Source organism: Streptomyces sp. NPDC001920 (genome assembly GCF_053594495.1).
In genome coordinates, this window is record NZ_JBSFEP010000008.1 from 312,503 (window position 1) to 336,319 (window position 23,817).

The window sequence follows — 23,817 nt, forward strand, 5'->3', positions numbered from 1 at the left end:
AGCGAACCGCCGGGCGCGGGGTCGGGATCACAACCCGGCGTCGAACTCCGGTTTGGCGACAACGATCCGCCAGCGCCGCAACTCCTCGGTCAACGCCGTCTCGACACCGACCACGAGAGCGCGGAACGCCGCGCCGGAGTCGGGGCCGGGGGACCCGCCCTGCTCGCCGATCAGCGCGCGCAGGGTGTTCTCGTAGCCGAGCAGTTCCCGCCGGGTCTCGCGGTACGACGAGGCGAGACGCTGGGCGGCGAAGAGGTTCTGCACGGCCAGCACGCTGTTGCACAGGGGCGGCAGGACCGCCGCGAGCAGGGCCACGACCATCGCCGCGGACGAGCGCTCGTCCCTGCCGTGACCCGCGACAAGGAGGGCAGCGTAGGAGAGGGCGACGGCGATGCCCCCCAGAATCCCGCCTTTGGCGATTCTGGTGAGGGACTTCTCGGTGCGCTCGCACTTGTCCGCGGCGAGTTCGAAGTACAGGGCCTGGCGGCGGATCCGGTGGTCCAGATACGTCCGCATCCGCGCGGTCGTGTCGGCGTCGGCGGTGCCCGCACGACGCCAGGCTTCGTCCCTCCAGTGCCGCTCCGCACCGTCGGCGCCCCGGTCGCTGAGCCGGGCGAACTCGTCGAGCTGGGCGGCCCCGGCGTGGGCCAGGAGGTTCAGCCGGGCGTCGCGGACGCGCTCGGCCTGGGGCACCGACAGCCCCAGATAGGGACCTGCCTGTCCGACGACGAGGAACATCTCCCGACGGAAGAGTTCGGTCCGCGTCCGGGTCAGAACCCAGGGCCGGGACGGCTCCTGCTCGGTCCACACCGTCCAGATCATGACGAGGAGCAGGAGGCACTCCGCGCACACGAACCCCAGTCCCAACGCGCTGTCGTGCTTCAAGAAGACGGTCTGCACGGTCAAGCACAGCACGGCGAGCGCGGGCAGTACGGCGAGCCGGATGCCGGTGGCCCGGAACCGTCCCTGCTGGTCGACCGCCCCGCCGCGATCCTCCTGTGCTCCGCCCGCGGGGCGCGGTACGACGACGGGATGGTCGATGGGCCTCAACACCCCGGGCTCGGGCGCCCAGGCGTCCCGCTGCGGGCGGCTGGCGCGACGCCGTCGGCGGTGCGCCCACTCCCGGCCCAGCAGGTAGCCACTGTCCAGCACCACAAGGGTCCAGAGCGCGCCCATCATCGGCGCACCCACGAGCAACGCCGGCTTCGCGGTCAAGACGGTCGCCGTCACCAAACCGCCGAGCACGACGGTGGCGCTGACGACACCTCGCCCCCGCATGGCAGGCAGCATGCCCCGTCTCCTCCCCACCCGCGCAGCCTTTGTCCAGCGCTGACCGGCCCCGATCGGCCCTGGTCGACGCCCAAGTGACGCTATCGGACATCACTCGGTAACGACCCTCTCTTCGCTGCGTAGCCTGATGCCATGAACAGGTCACAGCGCCTCCGGCACGTCCTCGGCGCCGTCATCGGATCCGCGTCGGTGACGCCCTGGGCGCGCCCTTCGAGTTCGGGCCCGAGGGCGCCTTCTCGGAGCGCTTTCCTGAGCCGGGCCAGGGCGGGGAGATGTGCGGGGGCGGCGGCTGGGAGCCGGGCAAGGCGACCGACGACACGCAGATGGCCGTCCTCGTCGGTGAGTCACTGCTGGAGTGCGGAGGGCTCGAACTGCCAGACGTCTTCCGGCGGTTCCAGCGCTGGGCGGCCGCAGATCCCAAGGACATCGGCCTGCAGACGGAGGCCGTGCTGAGCAGCGGTGACGCCTGGGGCATGGCCGCCGCGCTGCACTTCCGGACCAGCCAACGGGCGGCCGGCAACGGGGCGTTGATGCGGGCCGCCACCTCCGCCGTCCACTTCGAGGGCCAGGGCCGCGCCGCCACCATGGACGCCGCCCGGCGGCTCGCGGCCCTCACCCACGGGGACCGAGCTGCCTGGGAAGGCACCGCCGTCTTCCACGAGTCGGTGCGGATCGCGCTGGCGGGCGGCGACCGGCTGGCCGCGCTCCCCGACACCCTCGCCGAGGTCCACCAAGACCACCGGGAGCGCTACGCCGCCGTCGTCGCGCCCGACCGGCACCCCGACGACGCCACGGAGTTCAACGGCGCCGTATGGCCCTGCCTCGGCTCCGCCGTCTGGGCCCTGCGCAGCACGTCCTCGTACGAGGCCGCCGTTCGCGCCGCCGTCGACCTGGGAGGCGACACGGACACCGTGGCCGCGGTGACCGGTGGCCTTGCCGGAGCCGTCTACGGCATCGCCGCCGTCCCGGAGCGGTGGACCGCGGCACTGCACGTCCCCTTGCCGGGGTTCGGTGAGCGGGTGCTGCGGGCGGAGGACCTGGGGGAACTGGCCGGGTGGCTGAGCGCGTGAGCAGAGCCCGTCGTGCGGATCACTCCGGACTCGCGGGCTGACACGCGCGCGGCCGGCTCACAGTGCCTTCAACGCCGCCGTCGTGGCCCTGGCCAGGGCGTCCAGATAGCCCTTGGGCAGCTTGGGGGCGCGAGCCACCACCATCCGCCAGTACAGAGGGCCCGAGATCAGGTCGAGTGCCAGCTCGTCGTCGAAGCCCATGCGTACCTCGCCGCGCCGCTCCGCCTCGATGAGGATCTTGTTGGCCACCCCTTCCTGGCCCTGCTCCAGCGCCTTCTGCAGCGCCTCCGCGATCTCGGGATTACGGGCCGCCTCCGCCTGGAGGTCGGGGATGATCTGGGAGACCACGGGGTGGCGCAGGGCCCGCGAGGTCACCTCGTAGAGCATCCGGAGGTCGCCCTCCAAGGTCCCCGTGTTCGGTGTGGGCAGGCCCATGACCGCGACCGCCGACACCACGTCGAGCACCAGGTGCAGCTTGGAACGCCAGCGCCGGTACACCGCGGTCTTGCCTACGCCCGCACGGCGCGCGATGCCCTCTATCGACATCCGCGCGTAGCCGACCGCCGCCAGTTCCTCGAAGACGGCCGCCCGGATGGCCTCCGTCACGTCCTCACGGAGTACGGCCGCGCCGGCGGGGGGACGGCGGCGCGGACGCGTCTGGGGCTGGTCGGGGTTGGTCGTCATGCGCTCCAGCATAGGGCGTAGCGACGATACGGACCCGTCCTCACGCGACGGTTTCACCCGTACGAGGAGCCCGTCCCGACGAAACGGTCCCGTCCGCGCGGGAGCGTCACGACGAAGCCGTTCCGCCCTCACGCGTACGCCCTGACGGAGCCGTTCCGGCGCCACGCCCCCCGAGTCGCGACGCAACCGTTCCGTCCCTACGAAGCCCCGGAACAACCCGCGCATCGCGACGGCTACGCCCCCGCCCAGACGCCGTCGTCACGACGAAACGGTTGCGTTCCGACGCTCGCACGTCCTACGCTTCCCGTTGCGACGATACGGGCCCGTCCCGACGTAAGAAGACATGAAGAGGCACGTAAGAGCCGCCGCCCCACGGCACCGCCCCGCCCCGCCCCCCGAGACGAAAGCAGCGGATGTGACCCAGGCCCTCCACACACCGCCCCCGCCGCCCCCCACCCCCCTCAAGGCCGCCACCCCACCCGAAGCCGACCTCGCGGCGCTCGCCGCCCGTCACGGCCTCGCGGTCAGCGGCGCCCGCCCCGCGCTGCCGGAGTACGTCCGCCAGCTGTGGGCGCGCCGCCACTTCATCGGCGCGTTCTCCACGGCGAAACTCACGGCCCAGTACAGCCAGGCGAAGCTCGGCCAGATCTGGCAGGTGCTGACGCCGTTGCTGAACGCGGCGGTGTACTACTTCATCTTCGGCGAGCTGATGGGCACGAGCCGTGGCGTGCCGGACTACGTCCCGTTCCTGGTGACGGGAGTGTTCGTCTGGACGTTCACGCAGACCTCGATCATGGCGGGCACCCGCGCGATCTCAGGCAACCTCGGTCTGGTCCGGGCGCTGCACTTCCCCCGGGCCGCACTGCCGATCTCCTTCGCGCTGCAGCAGCTCCAGCAGCTGCTGTTCTCGATGGCGGCGCTGGTGGTGATCCTGCTCTGCTTCGGCATCCCGGTCTCCGCCTCCTGGCTGCTGGCGGTCCCGGCGCTGGTGCTGCAGTCCGTCTTCAACACGGGCGTCGCGATGGTCATGGCCCGGATGGGCGCCAAGACCCCGGACATCGCCCAGTTGATGCCGTTCGTGCTGCGCACGTGGATGTACGCGTCGGGCGTGATGTTCAGCATCAGCCACATGACCAGCAAGCACACGGACTGGCCGTCCTGGGTGACGTCGGTCCTCCAGGCCAACCCCGCCGCCGTGTACATCGACCTGATGCGCTTCGCGCTCATCGACAGCTTCCACGCGGAGCAGCTCCCGACGCACGTGTGGGCGATCGCGACGGGCTGGGCCCTGCTCGCCGGCGTCGGTGGCTTCATCTACTTCTGGAAGGCTGAGGAGACCTACGGCCGTGGCTGACAACACCACCGAGAACACCACCAAGACCCCGACCGTCATCGCCGACCGCGTCGACATCGTCTACCGGGTCAACGGCACGGGCGCCGGCCGCGGCTCCGCGACCGCCGCGCTCAACCGCATCCTGCGTCGCGGGCAGGCCGAGAAGGCGGCCGGTGTGCGCAAGGTGCACGCGGTCAGGAACGTGTCCTTCGTCGCGTACCGCGGCGAGGCCATCGGCCTCATCGGCACCAACGGTTCCGGCAAGTCGACGCTGCTCAAGGCGGTCGCCGGCCTCCTCCCGGTCGAGAACGGCCGTATCTACACCGACGGCCAGCCTTCCCTCCTCGGTGTGAACGCCGCCCTGATGAACGACCTCACCGGCGAGCGCAACGTCCATCTCGGCGGCCTGGCCATGGGCATGTCCCGCGAGCAGATCCGCGAGCGCTACCAGGAGATCGTCGACTTCTCCGGCATCAATGAGAAGGGCGACTTCATCACCCTCCCCATGCGCACCTACTCCTCAGGCATGGCGGCCCGCCTGCGGTTCTCCATCGCGGCCGCCAAGGACCACGACGTCCTGCTGATCGACGAGGCGCTGGCGACGGGTGACCGTTCGTTCCAGAAGCGCTCCGAGGCCCGGATCCGCGAGCTGCGCAAGCACGCGGGCACGGTGTTCCTGGTCAGCCACAACAACAAGTCGATCCGCGACACCTGTGACCGCGTCCTGTGGCTGGAGCGCGGTGAGCTGCGCATGGACGGGCCGACGGACGAGGTCCTGAAGGAGTACGAGGCGTTCACGGGAGACAAGACGGCCAACCCGAAGCCCAAGCCGAAACCGAAGCCCCAGCCCCAGCCCCAGCCCCAGCCCCAGCCCCAGCCCCAGCCCCAAACGACGCCGGTTCCCTCGTGAGGCGCAACTGCGGGTCACCCTTTCACCCCATTGGTGTCACTATGTTCTAGGCCGGGTCCCAACCGGACAGAGCGTCCCCGGCGCGATGACGAGGTGAAGGAGAGGCCGCGATGCCCGACCCCGCGATGCCCGAACTGAGCGTCGTCGTCCACGGGCCGAACACCCAGGACCGCCTGACCGGACTCCTCGCCTCCCTGGCCGCGCACCCGCACACCGGCGTCGAGGTGATCGTGGTGGCGGTCGGTGCCTGGGCCCAGGAGACGGCCCGGGCCTACGCGCCCGAGATGCTGGTGCTGCCGCTGCCGGACGGGACGGACGACGCCGCGGCACGGTCGGCGGGGGCGGCCCGGGCCACCGGCCGCTGGCTGCACTTCGTGCACGCCAAGGACGGCCTGCCGGTCGGCGCCCCGCGCATGGTCGCCGAACGGGTCGCGGACCTGCCCGGCGAGGTGGACGTCCTCCTGTTCGACCACGTCCGCTCCACCTGGGAGACCGCGGCCCTCCCCTCCGACGACGGACCCCGCCTGGCTCGCTCCGGCCGAGCCGCCCACCCCCTCGACGCCCTCGCCCGCACCGCGCTGCGGGTCACCCCGATCCTGGGCAACCGGGCGCTGCGCACCACCTTCTGGCGGGCGCACGAAGCCGAACTCACCACCCCCGACGAGCCCTTCGCGGCCTACGCCGCCCTCCTCCTCGCCGACCACATCGCCGCCCTGAACCAGGTGGCGTACGACAGCCACGAGCTGCGCCCCGAGAGCCTTCCGCCCGTCACCCCCGAGGAGCACCGCGCCCTCGTCGACCGCTATGAAGCGCTCCTCGCCCTCGCCCGCGACCGTGCCCCCGCCACCCCCGCCACCGGCCCCGCTCCCCACACCGTCCTGTACGACGTCATGGTCCGCGACTGCCTGCGCACCTTCGCCCGCACGACCATGCCGGACGCCGCGGCCAGGGAGTTCTTCCGCCGGGCCTCGGAAGCGGCGGTACGGCATCGCCCGCCCGAGTACCGGCGCCCCGCCGGGCCCGAGGGCATCCGCCGTGCCCTCCTGGAGGAGAACGCGTACACCAGGTACCGCGCCTTCCAGGCCGCCAACCGCGCACGCCGCGCCACGAAGGCGGCCGTACGCGCCCGGGGGCGCCAGGTCGGCGCCGCTCTCGGTGACCACCATTACCGCAAGGCGCTGTCCCGCCCGGTCGATCCCGGCCTGGCCGTCTTCGCGGCGTACTGGAACCGCGGAGTGGCCTGCAACCCGGCGGCGATCGCGGCCAAGCTCACCGAACTCGCCCCGCAGATCCACCCGGTGTGGGTGGTGGCACCGGAGAACGCCTCCCTCCTGCCGCCCCACACGGATCATGTGATCCCCGGCACCCGCCGCTACCGCGAGGTCATGGCAACGGCGAAGTACCTGGTCAACAACGTCAACTTCCCGAACGCGATCGTGAAGCGCCCGGACGCGGTCCACCTCCAGACCCACCACGGCACCCCGCTCAAGCGGATGGGCGTGGATCAGATGGAGTTCCCGGCCGCCGCCAAGGGCCTCGACTTCCAGGCCCTCCTCGCCCGGATCGACAGATGGGACTACAGCGTCTCCGCGAACAGCCACTCCACCCGCATGTGGGAACGCGCGTACCCCTCCCGTTTCGTCTCCCTCGACTACGGCTATCCACGCAACGACGTGTTCTACTCGGCCACCGCCGCCGACATCCGCGCCGTCCGGGACCGCCTGGGCATCCCGCCGACGCACCGCGCGATCCTGTACGCCCCCACGCACCGCGACTACGAGGCCGGCTGGACCCCCCGCCTCGATCTCGCCACCCTCGCCGACCAGCTCGGTGAGGACACGGTGCTGCTGATCCGCGGCCACTACTTCTACGACGGCACACCGTCCCCGCTGACCGCGCTGCGCCGCACCGGCCGAGTCATCGACGTCTCCGCCTACGACCCGGTCGAGGACCTGTCCCTGGCCGCGGACGCGCTGGTCACGGACTACTCGTCCATCATGTTCGACTACGCCAACCTCGACCGCCCGATCGTCGTGTACGCCGACGACTGGGAGACCTACCGCTCCACCCGCGGCGTCTACTTCGACCTGATGGCCGAGCCTCCGGGCCAGGTGGCCCGCAGCCAGCGGGAACTGACGGAGATCCTCACCACCGAGGCCTGGCGCGACGAGGGCGCGGCGAAGGCGCGGGCCGCCTTCCGGCGCCGTTTCTGCGAGTTCGACGACGGACACGCCGCCGAGCGGGTCGTACGCCGCGTGTTCCTGGGCGAGAGCGAGGACGCCCTGCCGCCGGTGGTCCCGCTGGAGCGACGTACCCCGGCGCCGAGCCCGAGGGAGGCCGTATGACCGCGGACGTCACGGTGACGGTCATCGTCTACAACGACGCCGAACGCCTGCCCCGGGCCGTGGAGTCGGTGCGCCGGCAGACCCACGCCGCCATCGAGATCATCATCAGCGACGACCACTCGACGGACAAGACGCCTGAGGTGGCACGCGAGTTGGCGTCCCGGGACCCCCGCATCCGCTACCTGCGCCTGCCGGAGAACAGCGGTGGGTGCAGCGCTCCGCGCAACCGGGCCCTGGAGATCGCCGGAGCGCCGTACGTCATGTTCCTGGACAGTGACGACGAACTCGCGGACAACGCCGTGGAACTGCTGCTGGCGGCCCACCGGGACCGGGAGATCGACTTCGCGATGGGCGCGGTGGTGCGGATCCGGGAGGACAGCGGCCGCCGTACGAAGTGGATGCCGCACCTGGTCGCCGAGCGCCGCACGGTGCTGGGCATCGAGTCCGAGCCCCGGCTGCTGTTCGAGCACCTGTCGACGAGCAAGATGTACGCCCGTGCCTTCCTGGACCGCCACGACCTGCGGTTCCCCGAGGGGATCCACTACGAGGACCAGCTGTTCACGACGCAGGCGTACTGTCTGGCCAAGGAGTTCACGATCGTCCCGGAGCCGGTGTACCGCTGGTATGTCGCGCCCCACGCGGCCGTGGAAGCGGCGTCGATCTCCAACCAGCGCCACCGGCTGGACAACGTCCGCGACCGCGTCCACGTCCAGCGCCTCATCGACGACTTCCTCGTCGAGAGCGGGCACGGAGCGCTGCGCGAGGACAAGGACTACAAGTTCCTCAAGCACGACTTCCGGATGTACGCCGGGGACCTGCCGTACCGGGACGACACCTGGCTGACGTCCTTCGCGGACATCGTGACCCCGTACCTCGACACCCTCTCCCCCGCCGCCTACGCCCGACTGCCCCGTACGGAACGGGTGGTCCTGCAGCTGGTGCGCGAACGCCGCTTCTGCGACGCCCGGCTGGCGGCGCGGGGCCTGGGCCGCGCGGTGGCGCCGAGGCAGGTGACACCGGACGGGTACGGGCACACCTTCTGGGGCGACGGCATCCCGGCAACCGACTGGGCTCGCCGTGAACTGGAGCTGTCCGACCTGGAGTTGGACACCCGGCCGTTCCGCAGCGCCCAGTTCCGTCACGAGATCACGGAATTCACCCGCGGCCCCGGCGCCTCGATCGACCTCACGATCCGCACCTACGATCCCGGGCTGCGCCTGCCCGTCGGCCCCCACCGCGCCGGCCTCCTCCTCACGCCGGGACGACGCCGTCTCACGGTCCCCTTCCGTCTGTCCCCGGTCAGCCCCGGCATCTTCGAAGGCCAGGTCCACCTGGACCTGACCTCGGCACCCGTCCCTCACCACGGCTTCGCGGGCGTGCGCCACCCGTTGCTCCGCCTCGAACACCAGGGCCTGCGCCATACGGCCGTGCTCCTGGCTCCCCTGTCCTTCCCGTCGCTGACGACCCGCATCAACTACCACTCGGGCACGGCCCCCCATCGCGTGACCATCGAACCGGAGGGCCGCGGCCCCGGCCGCCTCCAGATCCGCTGGCAGCCCCTGGGCCTGACGGCGAAGGTGCTCCACCCCCTGGCCCGCCGCCTGGCCCGCCCACGGGTGAAGCGGGTGGTGCGCCTGGTGAGGAGCGCCCTTCGCTAGGACCTGCCGTGCGGCCCATGCCGGCCTGATCCGAACGACACGCCCTGCCTCACCGCACCACCTGGTACAGCGCCTGCCCACCCGGCCCGAAGGCCACCACCCGCAACCCCGGATCCCGCACCCCGCCCCGGTCCACGACCCACCGCACCCCGTACGCCTCCACGATCGCCCGCCGCACGCCCTCCGTCGTCCCCGCCGCGAAGTACCGTCGTACGGCGGCCTCCCGCAGCGCCTCGTCCGGCAGGAAGAAGTCGGGATACCCGGGCGCCACGGTGTACGCCCCGTACGCCGGGAGCTGCCGTGCCGGAAACGTCCGCGCCATGACCACGTCCCCGTACTTCACCCACGGCGTGACCCAGTGGTACCCCACCCACGGCTCCCGGTACTTCGCCGCGACCGCCTCCGGCAACGCCCCCCGCGGCACGACGTACCCGACCGTCCCGATCTGCGTCCAGGCCCCCACGGCCAACGCCCCGGCCAGCACCCCGGCCCACGTCTGCCGCCGGGCCCGCCACCCCTCGGCCGCCTCCAACGCGGCGGCGACCTGCGCCGGAATCACCACCGCGGGCAACGCCCGGCCCCACGAGTAGTGCCCGCTCACCCAGCCCAGCGCCACGACCGCCGCCCCCAGCACGAAGAACAGCACCAACGGATCCAGCCGGTCCCGCCACCACCGCAGCGCCAGGGCCGCCACCCCCAGCAGCACCAGCCAGTACCGCGCCACCAGGTCCCGGTACAGCGCCCGATGTACCGACTCCAGGTCGCCGCCCGCCCCGACCAGCGCGAAGAAGTCGTAGTACGGCCACGCCCGCAGGACCACCGCCCCCGCCAGTACGCCCACCGCCGACGCAGCTGCCAGCCGCAGCCGTACCGCCCGTGCGGGCCGCGCGGCGACCACCGTGGCCAGTGCCCCCAGGGTGGCCACCACTCCCGAGAACTGATGGCACAGCAGCACCACCGCCCACAGAGCCCCGAGCCCGACCCACACACCCCACCCGGCCACCGCCCGCACCGCGGCCGCCAGCCAGGCCCAGAGGTGAAAGGCCAGCCCCAGCGCGAAGACACTCGGATACGACACCGTCAACGCCAGCGAGTTCAGCCCGAGGAACCCGCTCCACGCGAACTGCGAGGTCCCCCACAGGAACACCAGGCACAACACGGCCACCGCCGGCGCGCCCCGACGGGCGCTCAGCGTCCGCACGTACCGCCACACCCCGCTGACGAGCAGCGCGAGCCCGACCACCGCGCCGACGCGCAGGACGACGAAGACCGACGCCCCGCTCACCCGGGCCAGGCAACCGAGCACCAGCATCCACGGCGAGTAGTACGGACTCGGTGTGTCCGCGTCGACCAGCGGATTGCCGGGGTCGGCCGGATCGTGCCGCAGGCGCTCCACGGTCGCCGCGTGCATCCCGAGGTCACCGGCCCATGGCAGTCGGACGATCACCAGGAGCAGCAGCAGGACGACCAGGGCCGCGCCGAGCAGCGGAACCACCGTCGTCCTCCGCAGCGCGGCCCGCATCGTGCTCACCCGAGCACTGTAATTCCCGTTTTGTCCTGAACGCGCGAGCGCCCCGAGCTGTCTCCAGCCCGGGGCGCCCTGCTCCGCGTACGGTCTATGAGGAACGCCTACGCGTACTGCCTGCACACTGCCTGCGCATACCGCCTACGAGTGCTGCCGCAGCAGCGTCCGCATCGTCCGCATCGCGACCGACAGGTTGGCCAGGTCGAAGGCCTCCGACCCCTGGATCTCCTCCAGGGTCGTCCGCGCCCGCCCCAGGATCGCCGCGTTCTTCTCCTCCCACGCCTTGAAGCGCTGTTCGGGCGTCGCGCTGCCGTTGCCGGCCGCCAGGACGTCCGAGGTCAGGGCCGCGTGGGCGGCGTAGAGGTCCTCGCGGATGGAGGCACGGGCCATGGACTGCCAGCGGTCGGCGCGGGGCAGCTCGCTGATGCGGTCCATGAGCTGCGTGATGCGCAGCCGGTCGGCGAGGTCGTAGTAGACCTCGGCGACGTCCATCGCGTCCTTGCCCATGCGATCGGCCACCGAGACGATGTCCAGCGTCGGGAAGGCCGAGGAGAAGCCTGCGACCCGGGTGGCCAGCTCGGTGGTGACGCCGGCGCCGGTCAGCTCGTCGTAGATCTGCTGGTACCACTCCAGGTCCGCGCCCTTGAGCAGCTTCGGCAGCTGCGACCAGACCTGCTCGACGCGGTCGGCGAAGAAGTCGACGGTGTCGGCGAGCGCCAGCGGCTGCGGCCGGTTGTTGAGCAGCCAGCGCGTGCCGCGTTCGACGAGGCGGCGGGAGTGCAGCCGGATCCGGGTCTGGACGTCCGCCTCGACCTTGTTGTCGAGCGTCTCCACGCCGTCCCACACGGCCGCCGAGCGGAAGATCGCGCGGGCCGCGGTCTGCGCCCGGACGATCTCCTCCAGCGAGGCGCCGGTCTCCTCGCGCAACCGGTGCAGATACGTCGTACCGCCCGTGTTGACCGTGTCGTTGACCAGCACGGTCGTGGTGATCTCCCGGCGCAGCGGGTGGCTGACGAGGTGCTCCGGGAACTGCTCGCGCAGCGCGGACGGGAAGTACGCGTGCAGCAGCGTGCTCAGGTACGGGTCGTCGGGCAGCGAGGTGTGCAGCAGCTCCTCGGCGACCGTGATCTTCGTGTACGCCATCAGGACGGCCGTCTCCGGCCCGGTCAGGCCGTGGCCGGCGGCGAGGCGTTCGCGGATCTGGCGGTCGGTGGGCAGGAACTCCAGCGCCCGGTCCAGGTGGCCCTCCCTGACCAGGTGCTTCATGAAGCGCTGCTGGGCGTGGAGCATGGCGCCCGACTGTGCGAGCGCGTTGGCGATCGCCGTGTTCTGGGCGTAGTTGTTGCGCAGCACCAGCCGCCCGACCTCATCGGTCATCTCGGCGAGCAGCTTGTTGCGCTGCTTGACGGTCATGTCGCCGTCCGCGACCAGGCCGTTGAGCAGGATCTTGATGTTCACCTCGTGGTCGGAGGTGTCCACGCCCGCGCTGTTGTCGATGGCATCGGTGTTGATCCGGCCGCCGTGCAGCGCGAACTCGATCCGGCCGAGCTGGGTCAGGCCCAGGTTGCCGCCCTCGCCGACGACCTTGACGCGCAGGTCGGCGCCGTCGACCCGGATCGGGTCGTTCGCCTTGTCGCCGACGTCCGCGTGGGACTCGGTCGACGCCTTCACGTACGTACCGATGCCGCCGTTCCACAGCAGGTCCACCGGCGACTGCAGGATCGCCTTCATCAGGTCGGCCGGCGTCATCTTGGTGACCTTGCCCTCGATGCCGAGGGCCTCGCGGATGTGCGCGTTGACCGGGATGGCCTTGGCGCTGCGCGGGAAGACGCCGCCGCCTGCCGACAGCAGCTCGGTGTCGTAGTCCTCCCAGCTGGAGCGCGGCAGCTCGAACAGGCGGCGGCGCTCGGCGTAGGAGGTGGCCGCGTCCGGGTTCGGGTCGATGAAGATGTGCCGGTGGTCGAAGGCGGCGACCAGGCGGATGTGCTCGGAGAGCAGCATGCCGTTGCCGAACACGTCACCGGACATGTCGCCGATGCCGACGACCGTGAAGTCCTCGCTCTGCGTGTCCACGCCCAGCTCGCGGAAGTGCCGCTTGACCGACTCCCAGGCACCGCGGGCGGTGATGCCCATGCCCTTGTGGTCGTAGCCGGCCGAGCCGCCGGAGGCGAAGGCGTCGCCGAGCCAGAAGTTGTACTGCTCGGCGACCCCGTTGGCGATGTCGGAGAAGGTCGCGGTGCCCTTGTCGGCGGCGACGACGAGGTAGGTGTCGTCCTCGTCGTGGCGGACGACGTCCCGCGGCGGGACGACCTCGCCGGCGACCATGTTGTCGGTGATGTCGAGCAGCGCCGAGATGAACGTCTTGTACGAGGCCACGCCCTCGGCCAGCCAGGCGTCCCGGTCCACGCTCGGGTCCGGCAGCTGCTTGGCGACGAAGCCGCCCTTGGCGCCGACCGGCACGATGACGGTGTTCTTCACCATCTGCGCCTTGACCAGGCCGAGGATCTCGGTGCGGAAGTCCTCACGCCGGTCGGACCAGCGCAGTCCTCCGCGCGCGACCTTGCCGAAGCGCAGGTGCACGCCCTCGACACGCGGCGAGTAGACCCAGATCTCGTACGCCGGGCGGGGCGCCGGCAGGTCGGGGATGGCCTGCGGGTCGAACTTCATGGAGACGTACTCGTGCGGCCTGCCGTCGGCCGCCTCCTGGAAGAAGTTCGTGCGCAGGGTCGCCTTGATGACGGTGAGGAAGGACCTGAGGATCCGGTCCTCGTCGAGGCTGGCGACCTGGTCGAGCGCCGCGTCGACCTCTTCCAGCAGGGCGTCCACGATCTCGCGCCCCGCGCGCTGACGGTCGGGCGACATCCGCGCCTCGAACAGGGAGACGAGGAGGCGAGTGGTGTGGACGTTGTTGCGGAGGGTGTCCTCCATGTAGTCCTGCGAGAAGGTGGAGCCCGCCTGCCGCAGGTACTTGGCGTAGGCGCGCAGCACCATGGCCTGCCGCCAGGTCAGCCCGGCGCCCAGCACGAGTGCGTTGAAGCCGTCGTTCTCCGCCCTGCCGGTCCAGGTCGCGGCGAAGGCCTCCGAGAAGCGCTCGCGCGCGTCGTCGCCGAGGTAGTCGCCGGCGCCGCCGGTCGGCTTGGGGATGCGCAGGCCGAAGTCGTAGATCCAGGCGACGCTGCGGTCGGAGCAGCGCAGCTCGTACGGACGCTCGTCGACGACCTCGACGCCGAGCCGGCTGAGGACCGGCAGCACGGCGGACAGGGAGACCGCCGCGCCCTTGCGGTAGATCTTGAACCGGCGCTCCTCGGGGGCGGCGCCGACCGGCTCGTACAGGCTCAGCGAGAAGTTGTTCTCCTCGGTGAGCTGTTCCAGGTGGACGAGGTCGGAGACCGCGGAGCGGGGGCTGTGGTCGGCCTTGTAGCCCTCGGGGAAGGCGTTGTGGTAGCGGCGCAGCAGCTCGGCGGCGCGCTCCTCGCCGAGTTCGGCGTTCAGCGCGTCGGCGAAGCCGTCGGCCCAGGAACGCGCGGCCTCGACGAGGCGGGCCTCGATGCGCTCCTTGTCGGAGTCGGACAGCTGCGGCAGCTCGGTGCCCTGCGGGACGCGGACGACGAAGTGCAGCCGGGAGAGGATCGACTCGGTGTTCCAGGCCGTGAAGTCGACGCTGGTGCCGCCGAGCTCCTCCTTGAGGATGTCGATGATCCGCAGCCGCACGCCGGTGGTGTAGCGGTCGCGGGGGAGGTAGACGAGCGCGGAGTAGTAGCGGCCGTATTCGTCCTGCCGCAGGTAGAGCCGCAGGCGGCGGCGTTCCTGCAGGTACAGGACGGAGGTGGCGATGCGCTGGAGCTCGGGGACCGGGGTCTGGAAGAGCTCGTCGCGCGGGTACGTCTCCAGGATCTGGAGCAGGTCGCGCCCGTCGTGGCTGTGGGGAGAGAACCCGGCGACCTCCAGCACCTCCTCCACCTTGCGCCGGATGACCGGGACGCGCCGGACGGACTCGGTGTAGGCGGCGGACGAGAACAGGCCCAGGAAGCGCCGCTCGCCGATGACCTCGCCGTTCTCGTCGAACTTCTTGACGCCGACGTAGTCGAGGTACGACGGCCGGTGCACGGTCGCCCGGCTGTTCGCCTTGGTGAGGATGAGGAGCTTGTGTTCGCGCGCCTTGGCACGGGCGTCGGCGGGCAGCCGTTCGAAGGAGGGGCTGACCGGGTGATTCTCGTCCTCGGCGTGGTGCGGGTCGGAGCGCAGGATGCCGAGTCCGGTGCCCGGCACGGCGGCCAGCGAGTCGTCGCCGCGCAGTTCGTACTCGCGGTAGCCGAGGAAGGTGAAGTGGTCGTCGGCCAGCCAGCGCAGCAGCTCGCGGGCCTCCTCGATCTCCTGCTCACGCAGATCGGACGTGGGCTCCCGCGGCAGCTCGTCGGCCATGCGCAGGGCCGCGTCGCGCATCTTGCTCCAGTCCTCGACGGCCTCACGGACGTCGGACAGCACGCGCAGCAGGTCGGCGGTGATCTGCTTGAGGTCCGCGCGGTCGGTCTCACGGTCGATCTCGACGTGGATCCAGGACTCGGCGTGCGTGTCGTGCGGCAGATCACCGGCGGGCGGCGCGGGAAGCACCTCGACCAGCTTGCCGGTGAGGTCGCGGCGGACGAAGACCTGCGGGTGGATGACCACATGGATCCCCCGCCCCTGCCGGGTCAGCTCGTTGGTGACGGAGTCCACCAGGAAGGGCATGTCGTCGGTGACGACCTCGACGACCGAGTGGCTGCAGGTCCAGCCGTTCTCCTCCACGGTGGGCGTGTGCACCCGCACGTTGGCCGTGCCCTGCGGGCGGTTCTCGGCCAGACGGTAGTGCGAGAAGGCGGCTCCGAAGATGTCGACCGGGTCGCGGTCGGTGAGGTCCTCCGGTGCGGTGTGCAGGTAGTAGCGCTGGAGGAACGCGAGCACGGTTTCGTGGTCCGGGGTGCCGGGCGTGCTCTCGTCCGTCTTCCCGGTCGGTAGGTACCCCCCGACCGGGCTGTTCTCAGCTACCCGGGCGGCCCTCTCGAGCAGCTCGGCCTTGGCTTCGTCCAGCTTGGTCTGCATTGTCCTCTGGCTCCTGTCGCGCGCCGTTGCGTGACGTTGATGGAAGTGCGGTCTCTTCCTCGCGGACGTGACGCCGCGACGCGGGGTGTCCGGTCTGCTTCGACGCTATGCCGCGAGGGGAGATGAGCGGGGGTATATGAGCCAATCTTGAGCTGCCCACGGGGTGTGACGCCGCTCTCCGCGACGCTGGGGCACAGGCTGTGGATGGCGTCCGGGGAGCCCTTTCGCTCCCCTCCCGCCCGCGAAGACCAGCGACCGCCGCCCGGTCACGGATGTGGTCCGTGCTCTCCGGGCGCAGGGCGGGGGCTCCGGTGCCCCCGCGAACTATCGCGCTGATCACGCCACTAAGGCTATCGCTCCTTACAGGGGCCCCGTCATGAGCCGTATGTGTACAAAACCAGGGGTGGAACTTTGACGTTCTGCACAGGGGCAAAGCGGGCGGTGAGGGCGTAACTGGCGACGTCCGGGCGCCGAGGAGGAGCCTGGGAGGTGGGGCCGAGGCGGGACTCGGCCCGTGGACGGCCCCGAAAGCACGCCGCCCGGCGTGACCTACTGGCCGAAAACAGCGGTAGAACGACCCCACCGGGCAACAGCAGCCCCGAGCTGCCCCCGCCCCCTTGGCAAGACGCCACCCCCGAGGCACGTTGCCCTGAGGCCCGACGAAGACGGAGACCACGACCGAGGAAGGACGGCCAAGAGGCGAACGACGATCCAGAGGCGATCCACGATCAAGAGGCGGACACGGCCAACAAGGAGGAGCGCACCCGACATGACAGCGAAGATCCTCATCATCACCGGTGACGCCGCGGAGTCACTGGAGGTCCTCTACCCCTACCAGCGCCTCCGCGAAGAGGGCTACGACGTCCACATCGCGGCCCCCGCCCGCAAGAAGCTCCAGTTCGTCGTCCACGACTTCGAGCCCGGCTTCGACACGTACACCGAGAAACCCGGGTACACCTGGCCCGCCGACCTCGCCTTCTCGGAGGTCGACCCCGGCGACTACGCCGCCGTCGTCATCCCCGGCGGCCGCGCCCCCGAGTACCTCCGCAACGACCCCGAACTCCGCAAGATCCTCAAGTCGTTCTTCGACGCCGACAAGCCGGTCGCCCAGATCTGCCACGGCCCCTTGCTCACCGCGGCGATCGACGGCCTCCGGGGCCGCCGCGTCACCGCCTACCCCGCGCTGGAACTCGACATGCAGGCCGCGGGGGCCACGTTCCAGGACGCCGAAGCCGTGGTCGACGGCACCCTGGTCTCCTCGCGCGCCTGGCCGGACCACTCCAGCTGGATGCGCGAGTTCCTCACGGTGCTCCGGGCGAAGGCACCGGTGACATGACGTCCACGACGCCGGCGTCCTGATCGGGCCGCCGGCTCGCCCCTCGCGGCACCGCCGGCCTCGCCGCCGGGCATGTCACCGTCGTGCCCGGCCTCGGGGCCGGACCCCGCGTGTCCGCCGGCCCGCCGCCGGGCCGTCCGTGCCGCTACGCCGCCAACCGCTCGGCCTCCGCGACCGCCTCCTCCAGCGTGTCCACCACCGGCACGCCCACCTCCTCAAGGCTCGCCCGGCCGTGCGATCCCCCGGTGTAGAGCACGGCCCGCGCACCCACATGCAGCGCCGCCACCGCGTCGTCGGCGGCGTCCCCGATCACCACCGTGCGAGTGGGATCCACGCTCACCAGCGCCTCGATGTGCCGCACCATGTGCTCGACCTTGCTGCCCCCGGACGGCCCGGTCCGCCCGTCGACCCGTATGAAGTGCTCCTCGATCCCGAACCCCCTTACCAGCGGGACGAGTTCGTCATGCCCGTACATGCTCAGGAGCGACTGGCTGCGCCCCGCCGCCCGCCACGCCACCAGCAGCTCCGCGACACCCTCGGTGAGCCCGCACGTCACCCGGTGCTCGGTGTAGTACCGGTGGAACGTCTCGTCCATGACCGCCCACTCGGCGTCCGTCGGCAGCCGCCCCAGCAGCCGTTCGTAGAACTTCGGCACCGGCACGCAGTAGAGCGTCCGGTACTGCTCGATCGTGATCGGCTGAAGTCCCAGGTCGGCGAAGGCCGCGTTCGTCGCCCCGATGATCGCGTCAATGTCGTGGAACAGCGTGCCGTTCCAGTCCCAGACAATGTGCGCCCCTGCCTGCTTCCCCATGCCAAGAACCGTACCCGGCTCCACTGACAATCAAGAGAACAGCAGGTCACAGGCGACCGGCGGGCTCACGAGACCACTGCCGGGCGTACGGCAGCAGCGGCAGGCACGCGCAAGCTCGGGCAGGTATGGGGCAGCTGTGGCAGGCACACGCAAGCTCGGGCAGGCATACGGCAGAGGTGGCAGGCACACGCAAGCTCGCCTGGCACACGGCAGAGGTGGCAGGCACGCGTCAGCGTCGGCAGGCATACGGCATCGCCGCCAGGCGCACCACACCCCCGGTCGGCTCGGGCCCGCCTCAGTCCAGCGGCCCCACCAGATTCGGGATCTCCTGGGTCGCGAACCACAGCAGCTCGTGGTCGTCAGCCCCGTCCACGACGAACTGGGCGTCGTCGTCCCCGCCGTCCGCCGCCTCCAGCGCCGCGGCCGCCGACGCCACATCCGCCTCCGCGTCATCGGAGTCGACGTGCACGGAGGCCGCCTTCGCCAGCGCCACGCCGCCGTCGATCCGCACCTCGCCCAACGCGGCCGGATCCAACCCGCGGTCCGGATCGGTGACCGCCGCCCCGTCGGGCACGTCGACCGCGACCACGACCCGGCGCCGGACGGCCGTCGCGTCCGCCGCCAGCAGCCGCAGGGAGGCCAGCGCGGCCCGGTTCAGCGCCGCGTACTCCAACTCCTCGATGTCGTCGGAGAGATACCACTCGCGCAACCCGGGCGTGACGGCGTACGCGACGAGCGGCCCGGTCCCCAGCTCGCCCGTCTTGTACGCCTCGGCGAGGCCGGGGAGGGTCAGGGGGACGTAGACGCGCATGGCTGACCGCTTTCGTGTTCGTGTGGCTCCGCAAGGACCCGGAAAGGACGGTTCCGCACCTCCCCGGAGGGCCTTCAGGATACGTGCGGGTGTCCCCTTTCGAGTCCCCACCGCCACCCCCTCCGGCGTCCACCCCGGTCCACGAACTCACCCGGTGCACCCCCGCCGTCACGGCCCTCCGAGCCCCTCGATCACCCGGATAAGTGAAGTTTCCGGCCGCTCGGCCCGGCTCCCGACTTCCTTGCCGACGGCCCCCCGAACCCCGTACAAGATCACCGAACACGAAGTTACCGACCGGTATCAACCGGGCTCGACGAACGGGGACTCCATGAACAAGGTCATGACCAGGGCCGCCCAGCACCGCCCCGGCAACCGCCCACCCAGCCGTCGCGACACCCGCCGCCCCGGCGCCACCCCACCGCGCGGTCCGAGCGGCGGCGCGTCCAAGGCCGCAGCGTCCACCGGAGCGGACCGGGCGGGTACCGGCACCCCGCAAGGCGCGCTCCACGCGCCCCACGCCCGTCCAGCCGTCGCGCAGCGCGTCCCGCAGCCCTCAGCGAGCCGGACCCACGCCGTCCCCTCCAGGGCGCCCCGCGGCCCCCTTCCCCCGCCCCGCCCCACCGATGTCTTCGCCGACCGCCTGCTCCTCGTCCTGAGCGGCCAGCGCCCCGTCCATTCGATGCTCCGCCACACCGCCGGCCGCGCCTACGACGAACTCGCCCGGCTCGCGGAACGCGGCCCCCTGCGCGCCCGCGGCACCCGGCCCGTCGTCCGCGACATCGGCTACTTCGAGCCCCGGCCGGGCGCCATCGAGGCCTTCGCCCGCATCGGCGCCGGGGACCAGCTGCGCGCCATGGCATTCCGCCTGGAGCAGGGCCTGGACCTGCGCTGGCGCTGCACGGCGGTGGAACTGGGCGGTCGCCGCGGGCCCTCCTCGAACGGCGCCTGACACCGCGCCGCGGTCCGCCGCAGCAACCCGCCCGTGGACCGCTGACGCCGCCGGGCGCAGACCGGGCCTGACTGCGCCGACCGACCGCACGGTCGACGGACCGCACCCGCTGATCGCCGCTCACAGGCCTCAGCCCCCAGCCATGGTCCGCAGCCGCGGCCCGCGCAGACCAAAGGCCGGGCCCCCAAACAGGGGACCCGGCCCTCCAGCCACTACCGCAGTGCGCAGGCAACGCCACGCCGTCCGCCTCGACGGCGTCACACGCCCGCGCGGTACTCGCCGGCGCTACTTCTTGCGGCGGCGCCCGCCACGCGACTGCTTGCGGCGCTCCGCACGCGTGAGGCCGTCGGCCTCCGAACGCACCGGCTCGTCGCCGTTGTCGAAGTCGCCCTCGACGATGTCGCCCTCGCCGTCCACCTTGGGGGCGGTGAAGTGCAGCCGGTCCGGACGGCGCGGTGCCTCGAGCCCCTTGGCCCGGATCTCGGGACGCGCGCCCGCCTGCGCCGGCACCGCATCCTTCTTCTCCAGGTCGGCCACCGGCTTGGCGTCCTCGACGGGGACCTCCTCGACCTGCTGCTCGACCTGGACCTCCAGGTTGAACAGGTAGCCGACGGACTCCTCCTTGATGCCCTCCATCATCGCGGTGAACATGTCGAAGCCCTCGCGCTGGTACTCGACCAACGGGTCCTTCTGCGCCATGGCGCGCAGGCCGATGCCCTCCTGGAGGTAGTCCATCTCGTAGAGGTGCTCGCGCCACTTGCGGTCCAGCACCGACAGGACGACCCGGCGCTCCAGCTCACGCATGATCTCGGAGCCGAGCTGCGCCTCACGCTGCGCGTACTGCTCGTGGATGTCGTCCTTGATGGACTCGGCGATGAACTCGGCGGTCAGCCCGGCCCGGTCACCGGCCGCCTCCTCCAGCTCCTCGATGGTGACCTTCACCGGGTAGAGCTGCCTGAAGGCGCCCCACAGCCGGTCCAGGTCCCACTCCTCGGCGAAGCCCTCGGCGGTCTCCGCGCCGACGTAGGCGTCGATCGTGTCGTCCATGAAGTGCTGCACCTGCTCATGCAGGTCCTCGCCCTCCAGGACGCGGCGCCGCTCGCCGTAGATGACCTCACGCTGGCGGTTGAGGACCTCGTCGTACTTCAGAACGTTCTTACGGGTCTCGAAGTTCTGCTGCTCGACCTGCGACTGGGCCGACGCGATCGCGCGCGTCACCATCTTGTTCTCGATCGGCACATCGTCCGGGACGTTCGCCATCGACATCACGCGCTCGACCATCTGGGCCTTGAACAGCCGCATCAGGTCGTCGCCCAGGGAGAGGTAGAAGCGGGACTCACCGGGGTCGCCCTGACGGCCGGAACGACCGCGCAGCTGATTGTCGATACGGCGCGACTCGTGCCGCTCGGTACCGAGCACGTACAGGCCGCCGAGCGACTCGACCTCTTCCTTCTCGGCCTTGACCGCCGCCTCGGCCCGCTCCAGGGCGGCCGGCAGCGCCGCCGCCCACTCCTCGATGTGCTCCTCGGGGTCGAGGCCACGCTGGCGCAGCTCGGCCTCGGCGAGGTCCTCGGGGTTGCCGCCGAGCTTGATGTCCGTACCACGGCCGGCCATGTTGGTGGCCACCGTCACGGCGCCCTTGCGGCCGGCCTGCGCGACGATGGTCGCCTCACGGTCGTGCTGCTTCGCGTTCAGCACCTCGTGCTGGATGCCGCGCTTGCTCAGCTGCTGCGACAGGTACTCCGACTTCTCGACCGACGTCGTGCCGACCAGGATCGGCTGACCCTTCTCGTGCTTCTCGGCGATGTCGTCGACGACCGCGTCGAACTTGGCGACCTCGGTGCGGTAGATCAGGTCCGACTGGTCCTTGCGGATCATCGGCTTGTTGGTCGGGATCGGGACCACGCCGAGCTTGTAGATCTGGTGGAACTCGGCGGCCTCGGTCATCGCCGTACCGGTCATGCCCGAGAGCTTGTCGTAGAGGCGGAAGAAGTTCTGGAGGGTGATCGTGGCGAGCGTCTGGTTCTCGTCCTTGATGTCCACCCCTTCCTTCGCCTCGATCGCCTGGTGCATGCCCTCGTTGTAGCGGCGGCCGGCGAGGATACGGCCGGTGTGCTCGTCGACGATCATGACCTCGCCGTCGATGACGACGTAGTCCTTGTCCTTCTTGAACAGTTCCTTCGCCTTGATGGCGTTGTTCAGGTAGCCGACGAGCGGCGTGTTCACCGACTCGTAGAGGTTGTCGATGCCCAGCCAGTCCTCGACCTTGCCGACACCGGACTCGTGGATGGCGACCGTGCGCTTCTTCTCGTCGACGTCGTAGTCGCCGGTCTCCTCGATGCCCTTGAGGGGGTTGCCGGCCTCACCGCGCTTGAGGCGGGTGACCAGCTTGGCGAAGTCGCCGTACCACTTGGTGGCCTGGTCGGCCGGGCCGGAGATGATCAGCGGCGTACGGGCCTCGTCGACGAGAATGGAGTCCACTTCGTCGACGATGGCGAAGTTGTGGCCGCGCTGGACGAGCTCGTCCTTGGACCAGGCCATGTTGTCGCGGAGGTAGTCGAAGCCGAACTCGTTGTTCGTTCCGTAAGTGATGTCGCAGCTGTACTGCTCACGGCGCTGCGCCGGCGTCATGTTGGCGAGGATGCAGCCGACGGACAGGCCCAGGAACTTGTGGACGCGGCCCATCATCTCGGAGTCGCGCTCGGCCAGGTAGTCGTTGACCGTGATGAGGTGGACGCCGTCGCCGGAAAGGGCGTTCAGATAAGCGGGCAGCGTGCCGACCAGGGTCTTGCCCTCACCGGTCTTCATCTCGGCGACGTAACCGAGGTGAAGGGCGGCGCCACCCATCAGCTGGACGTCGTAGTGCCGCTGTCCGAGAACGCGCTTGGCGGCCTCGCGGACGGTGGCGAAGGCCTCGGGCAGCAGGTCGTCCAGGCTCTCGCCGTCGGCGTAGCGCTGCTTGTACTCATCGGTCAGGGCTCGCAGCTCGGCGTCGGAGAGGTCGACGAAGTCCTCTTCGATGGAGTTGACCTGGTCCGCGATGCGGTGCAGCTTGCGCAGGATCTTGCCTTCGCCTGCACGCATGATCTTCGAGAGGACGGACACGGGGGTTGGTCTCCTTGCCGGTCGGGCCTGGGACGGTCGGTTTCCATTTGACTTGACTGAGCAACGGCCATCGTATGCGAGGACCCTGCCACGTCGGGAGCCTGCCGGGGACGCCGACCGTTCACTGCTTCAAATCTCCCTCGAAGGGGACAACGGCCGGGGGTCGCTGATGGTGCCGCGTTCGGCGAACGAATTGTGCGAAACGCGATCCCCCACTCACTCACCGCACCGCTCGCCCACGTCGTCGAAGGATGGCGCCGTTCCTGGAGCCCCCAGCAGAATCGGCCGATGGAACCCGTCACGCTCACCACCGACCGCCTCCTGATGCGCACGGTCGGCCCGCAGGACACCGACGCGGTGTACGAGGCCGTCCAGGACCCCGACATCCAGCGCTGGACCACGCTCCCCTCGCCCTACCTGTACGAGCACGTCCAGAGCTTCACGCACCACCTGGTTCCCGAGGGCTGGAGTGACGGCTCGATGTTCACCTGGGGCCTCTTCCTTCTCGAAGGGCAGGGCCTGGTCGGCATGCTCAACCTCACGATGCGTTCCCTGAGCGGGGCGGAGATCGGTTTCTGGGGCACGAAGCAACACCGCGGCAACGGCTACATCACCGAGGCCGTCCTCACCGCGTCCCGCTGGGCCTTCGTCCGTCTTGCGATCGACCGCGTGGAATGGCGCGCGGAGGTCGGCAACACCCCGTCCCGGGCAGTGGCGGTCCGCGCCGGCTTCACCCTGGAAGGCACCCTCCGCTCGGCCGTGGTCAACGAGGGCGTACGCCGTGACTGCTGGGTGGGTTCGCTGCTTCCGTCGGACCTGGGCCTCCCGTCCACAGCGCCCTATCTGCCCGCCCGGCTCTCGTCCGGCCGGCCGGGTGCCGAAGCCTGAGCCCGGCGTCGCGACCGCGGCCT

At 70.7% G+C, this 23,817-nt stretch carries 14 protein-coding genes and 1 pseudogene; 8 read left to right on the forward strand and 7 right to left on the reverse strand.

Features of this window, described 5'->3' with window-relative positions; translation table 11 throughout:
- Positions 1–27 precede the first annotated feature (27 nt).
- Positions 28–1,290, reverse strand: coding sequence for a hypothetical protein (locus ACWCPI_RS16465; RefSeq protein WP_451038756.1), 1,263 nt, complete (start codon positions 1,288–1,290; stop codon positions 28–30).
- Between the two features lie 132 nt (positions 1,291–1,422).
- Here ACWCPI_RS16465 and ACWCPI_RS16470 point away from each other — a divergent pair.
- Positions 1,423–2,360 (forward strand): annotated as a pseudogene (locus ACWCPI_RS16470) (ADP-ribosylglycohydrolase family protein).
- A gap of 57 nt (positions 2,361–2,417) precedes the next feature.
- On the opposite strand, the gene ACWCPI_RS16475 reads toward ACWCPI_RS16470, so the two are convergent.
- A complete protein-coding gene (locus ACWCPI_RS16475) occupies positions 2,418–3,056 on the reverse strand; it encodes a TetR/AcrR family transcriptional regulator (RefSeq protein ID WP_451038757.1) in 639 nt (212 codons plus the stop codon).
- Positions 3,057–3,459: 403 nt separating this feature from the next.
- Here ACWCPI_RS16475 and ACWCPI_RS16480 point away from each other — a divergent pair, with 403 nt between their 5' ends.
- The 4 genes from ACWCPI_RS16480 to ACWCPI_RS16495 all read left to right on the forward strand — a co-directional run bounded on the left by ACWCPI_RS16480 (position 3,460) and on the right by ACWCPI_RS16495 (position 9,290).
- Positions 3,460–4,398, forward strand: coding sequence for an ABC transporter permease (locus tag ACWCPI_RS16480; protein WP_451038758.1), 939 nt, complete (start codon positions 3,460–3,462; stop codon positions 4,396–4,398).
- Positions 4,391–5,287, forward strand: coding sequence for an ABC transporter ATP-binding protein (locus tag ACWCPI_RS16485; protein WP_451038759.1), 897 nt, complete (start codon positions 4,391–4,393; stop codon positions 5,285–5,287). Before ACWCPI_RS16480 ends, ACWCPI_RS16485 begins: the two co-directional genes overlap by 8 nt.
- Positions 5,288–5,412: 125 nt before the next feature.
- Entirely contained in the window at positions 5,413–7,632 is a 2,220-nt protein-coding gene (locus ACWCPI_RS16490) for a CDP-glycerol glycerophosphotransferase family protein (RefSeq protein WP_451038797.1), read from the forward strand.
- On the forward strand, positions 7,629–9,290 hold the full coding sequence (locus tag ACWCPI_RS16495; protein WP_451038760.1) for a glycosyltransferase family 2 protein: 1,662 nt from the start codon (positions 7,629–7,631) through the stop codon (positions 9,288–9,290). Before ACWCPI_RS16490 ends, ACWCPI_RS16495 begins: the two co-directional genes overlap by 4 nt.
- Positions 9,291–9,339: 49 nt before the next feature.
- On the opposite strand, the gene ACWCPI_RS16500 is transcribed toward ACWCPI_RS16495, so the two are convergent.
- Both ACWCPI_RS16500 and ACWCPI_RS16505 read right to left on the reverse strand, forming a co-directional pair.
- On the reverse strand, positions 9,340–10,812 hold the full coding sequence (locus ACWCPI_RS16500) for a hypothetical protein (RefSeq protein ID WP_451038798.1): 1,473 nt from the start codon (positions 10,810–10,812) through the stop codon (positions 9,340–9,342).
- Between the two features lie 144 nt (positions 10,813–10,956).
- On the reverse strand, positions 10,957–15,894 hold the full coding sequence (locus tag ACWCPI_RS16505; protein ID WP_451038761.1) for an NAD-glutamate dehydrogenase: 4,938 nt from the start codon (positions 15,892–15,894) through the stop codon (positions 10,957–10,959).
- Between the two features lie 769 nt (positions 15,895–16,663).
- On the opposite strand from ACWCPI_RS16505, the gene ACWCPI_RS16510 reads away from it, so the two are divergent.
- A complete protein-coding gene (locus ACWCPI_RS16510) occupies positions 16,664–17,230 on the forward strand; it encodes a DJ-1/PfpI family protein (protein WP_388812897.1) in 567 nt (188 codons plus the stop codon).
- Positions 17,231–17,375: 145 nt separating this feature from the next.
- On the opposite strand, the gene ACWCPI_RS16515 is transcribed toward ACWCPI_RS16510, so the two are convergent.
- Together ACWCPI_RS16515 and ACWCPI_RS16520 are read right to left on the reverse strand one after the other, a co-directional pair.
- Positions 17,376–18,041: an HAD family hydrolase gene (locus ACWCPI_RS16515; protein WP_451038762.1), complete on the reverse strand. Its 666-nt coding sequence runs from the start codon at positions 18,039–18,041 to the stop codon at positions 17,376–17,378.
- Positions 18,042–18,336: 295 nt separating this feature from the next.
- Positions 18,337–18,852, reverse strand: coding sequence for a DUF6912 family protein (locus ACWCPI_RS16520; protein ID WP_451038763.1), 516 nt, complete (start codon positions 18,850–18,852; stop codon positions 18,337–18,339).
- Positions 18,853–19,180: 328 nt separating this feature from the next.
- Between ACWCPI_RS16520 and ACWCPI_RS16525 the strand changes: the two genes are divergently transcribed.
- Positions 19,181–19,801, forward strand: coding sequence for an Rv3235 family protein (locus ACWCPI_RS16525; RefSeq protein ID WP_451038764.1), 621 nt, complete (start codon positions 19,181–19,183; stop codon positions 19,799–19,801).
- A gap of 285 nt (positions 19,802–20,086) precedes the next feature.
- Here the strand turns inward: ACWCPI_RS16525 and secA are convergent, their stop codons facing one another.
- Positions 20,087–22,906 carry a preprotein translocase subunit SecA gene (secA, locus tag ACWCPI_RS16530; protein WP_451038765.1) on the reverse strand — a complete coding sequence of 940 codons (2,820 nt, stop codon included), beginning with the start codon at positions 22,904–22,906 and terminating at the stop codon, positions 20,087–20,089.
- Between the two features lie 288 nt (positions 22,907–23,194).
- Between secA and ACWCPI_RS16535 the strand changes: the two genes are divergently transcribed.
- Entirely contained in the window at positions 23,195–23,794 is a 600-nt protein-coding gene (locus tag ACWCPI_RS16535) for a GNAT family N-acetyltransferase (RefSeq protein WP_451038766.1), read from the forward strand.
- Positions 23,795–23,817 lie beyond the last annotated feature (23 nt).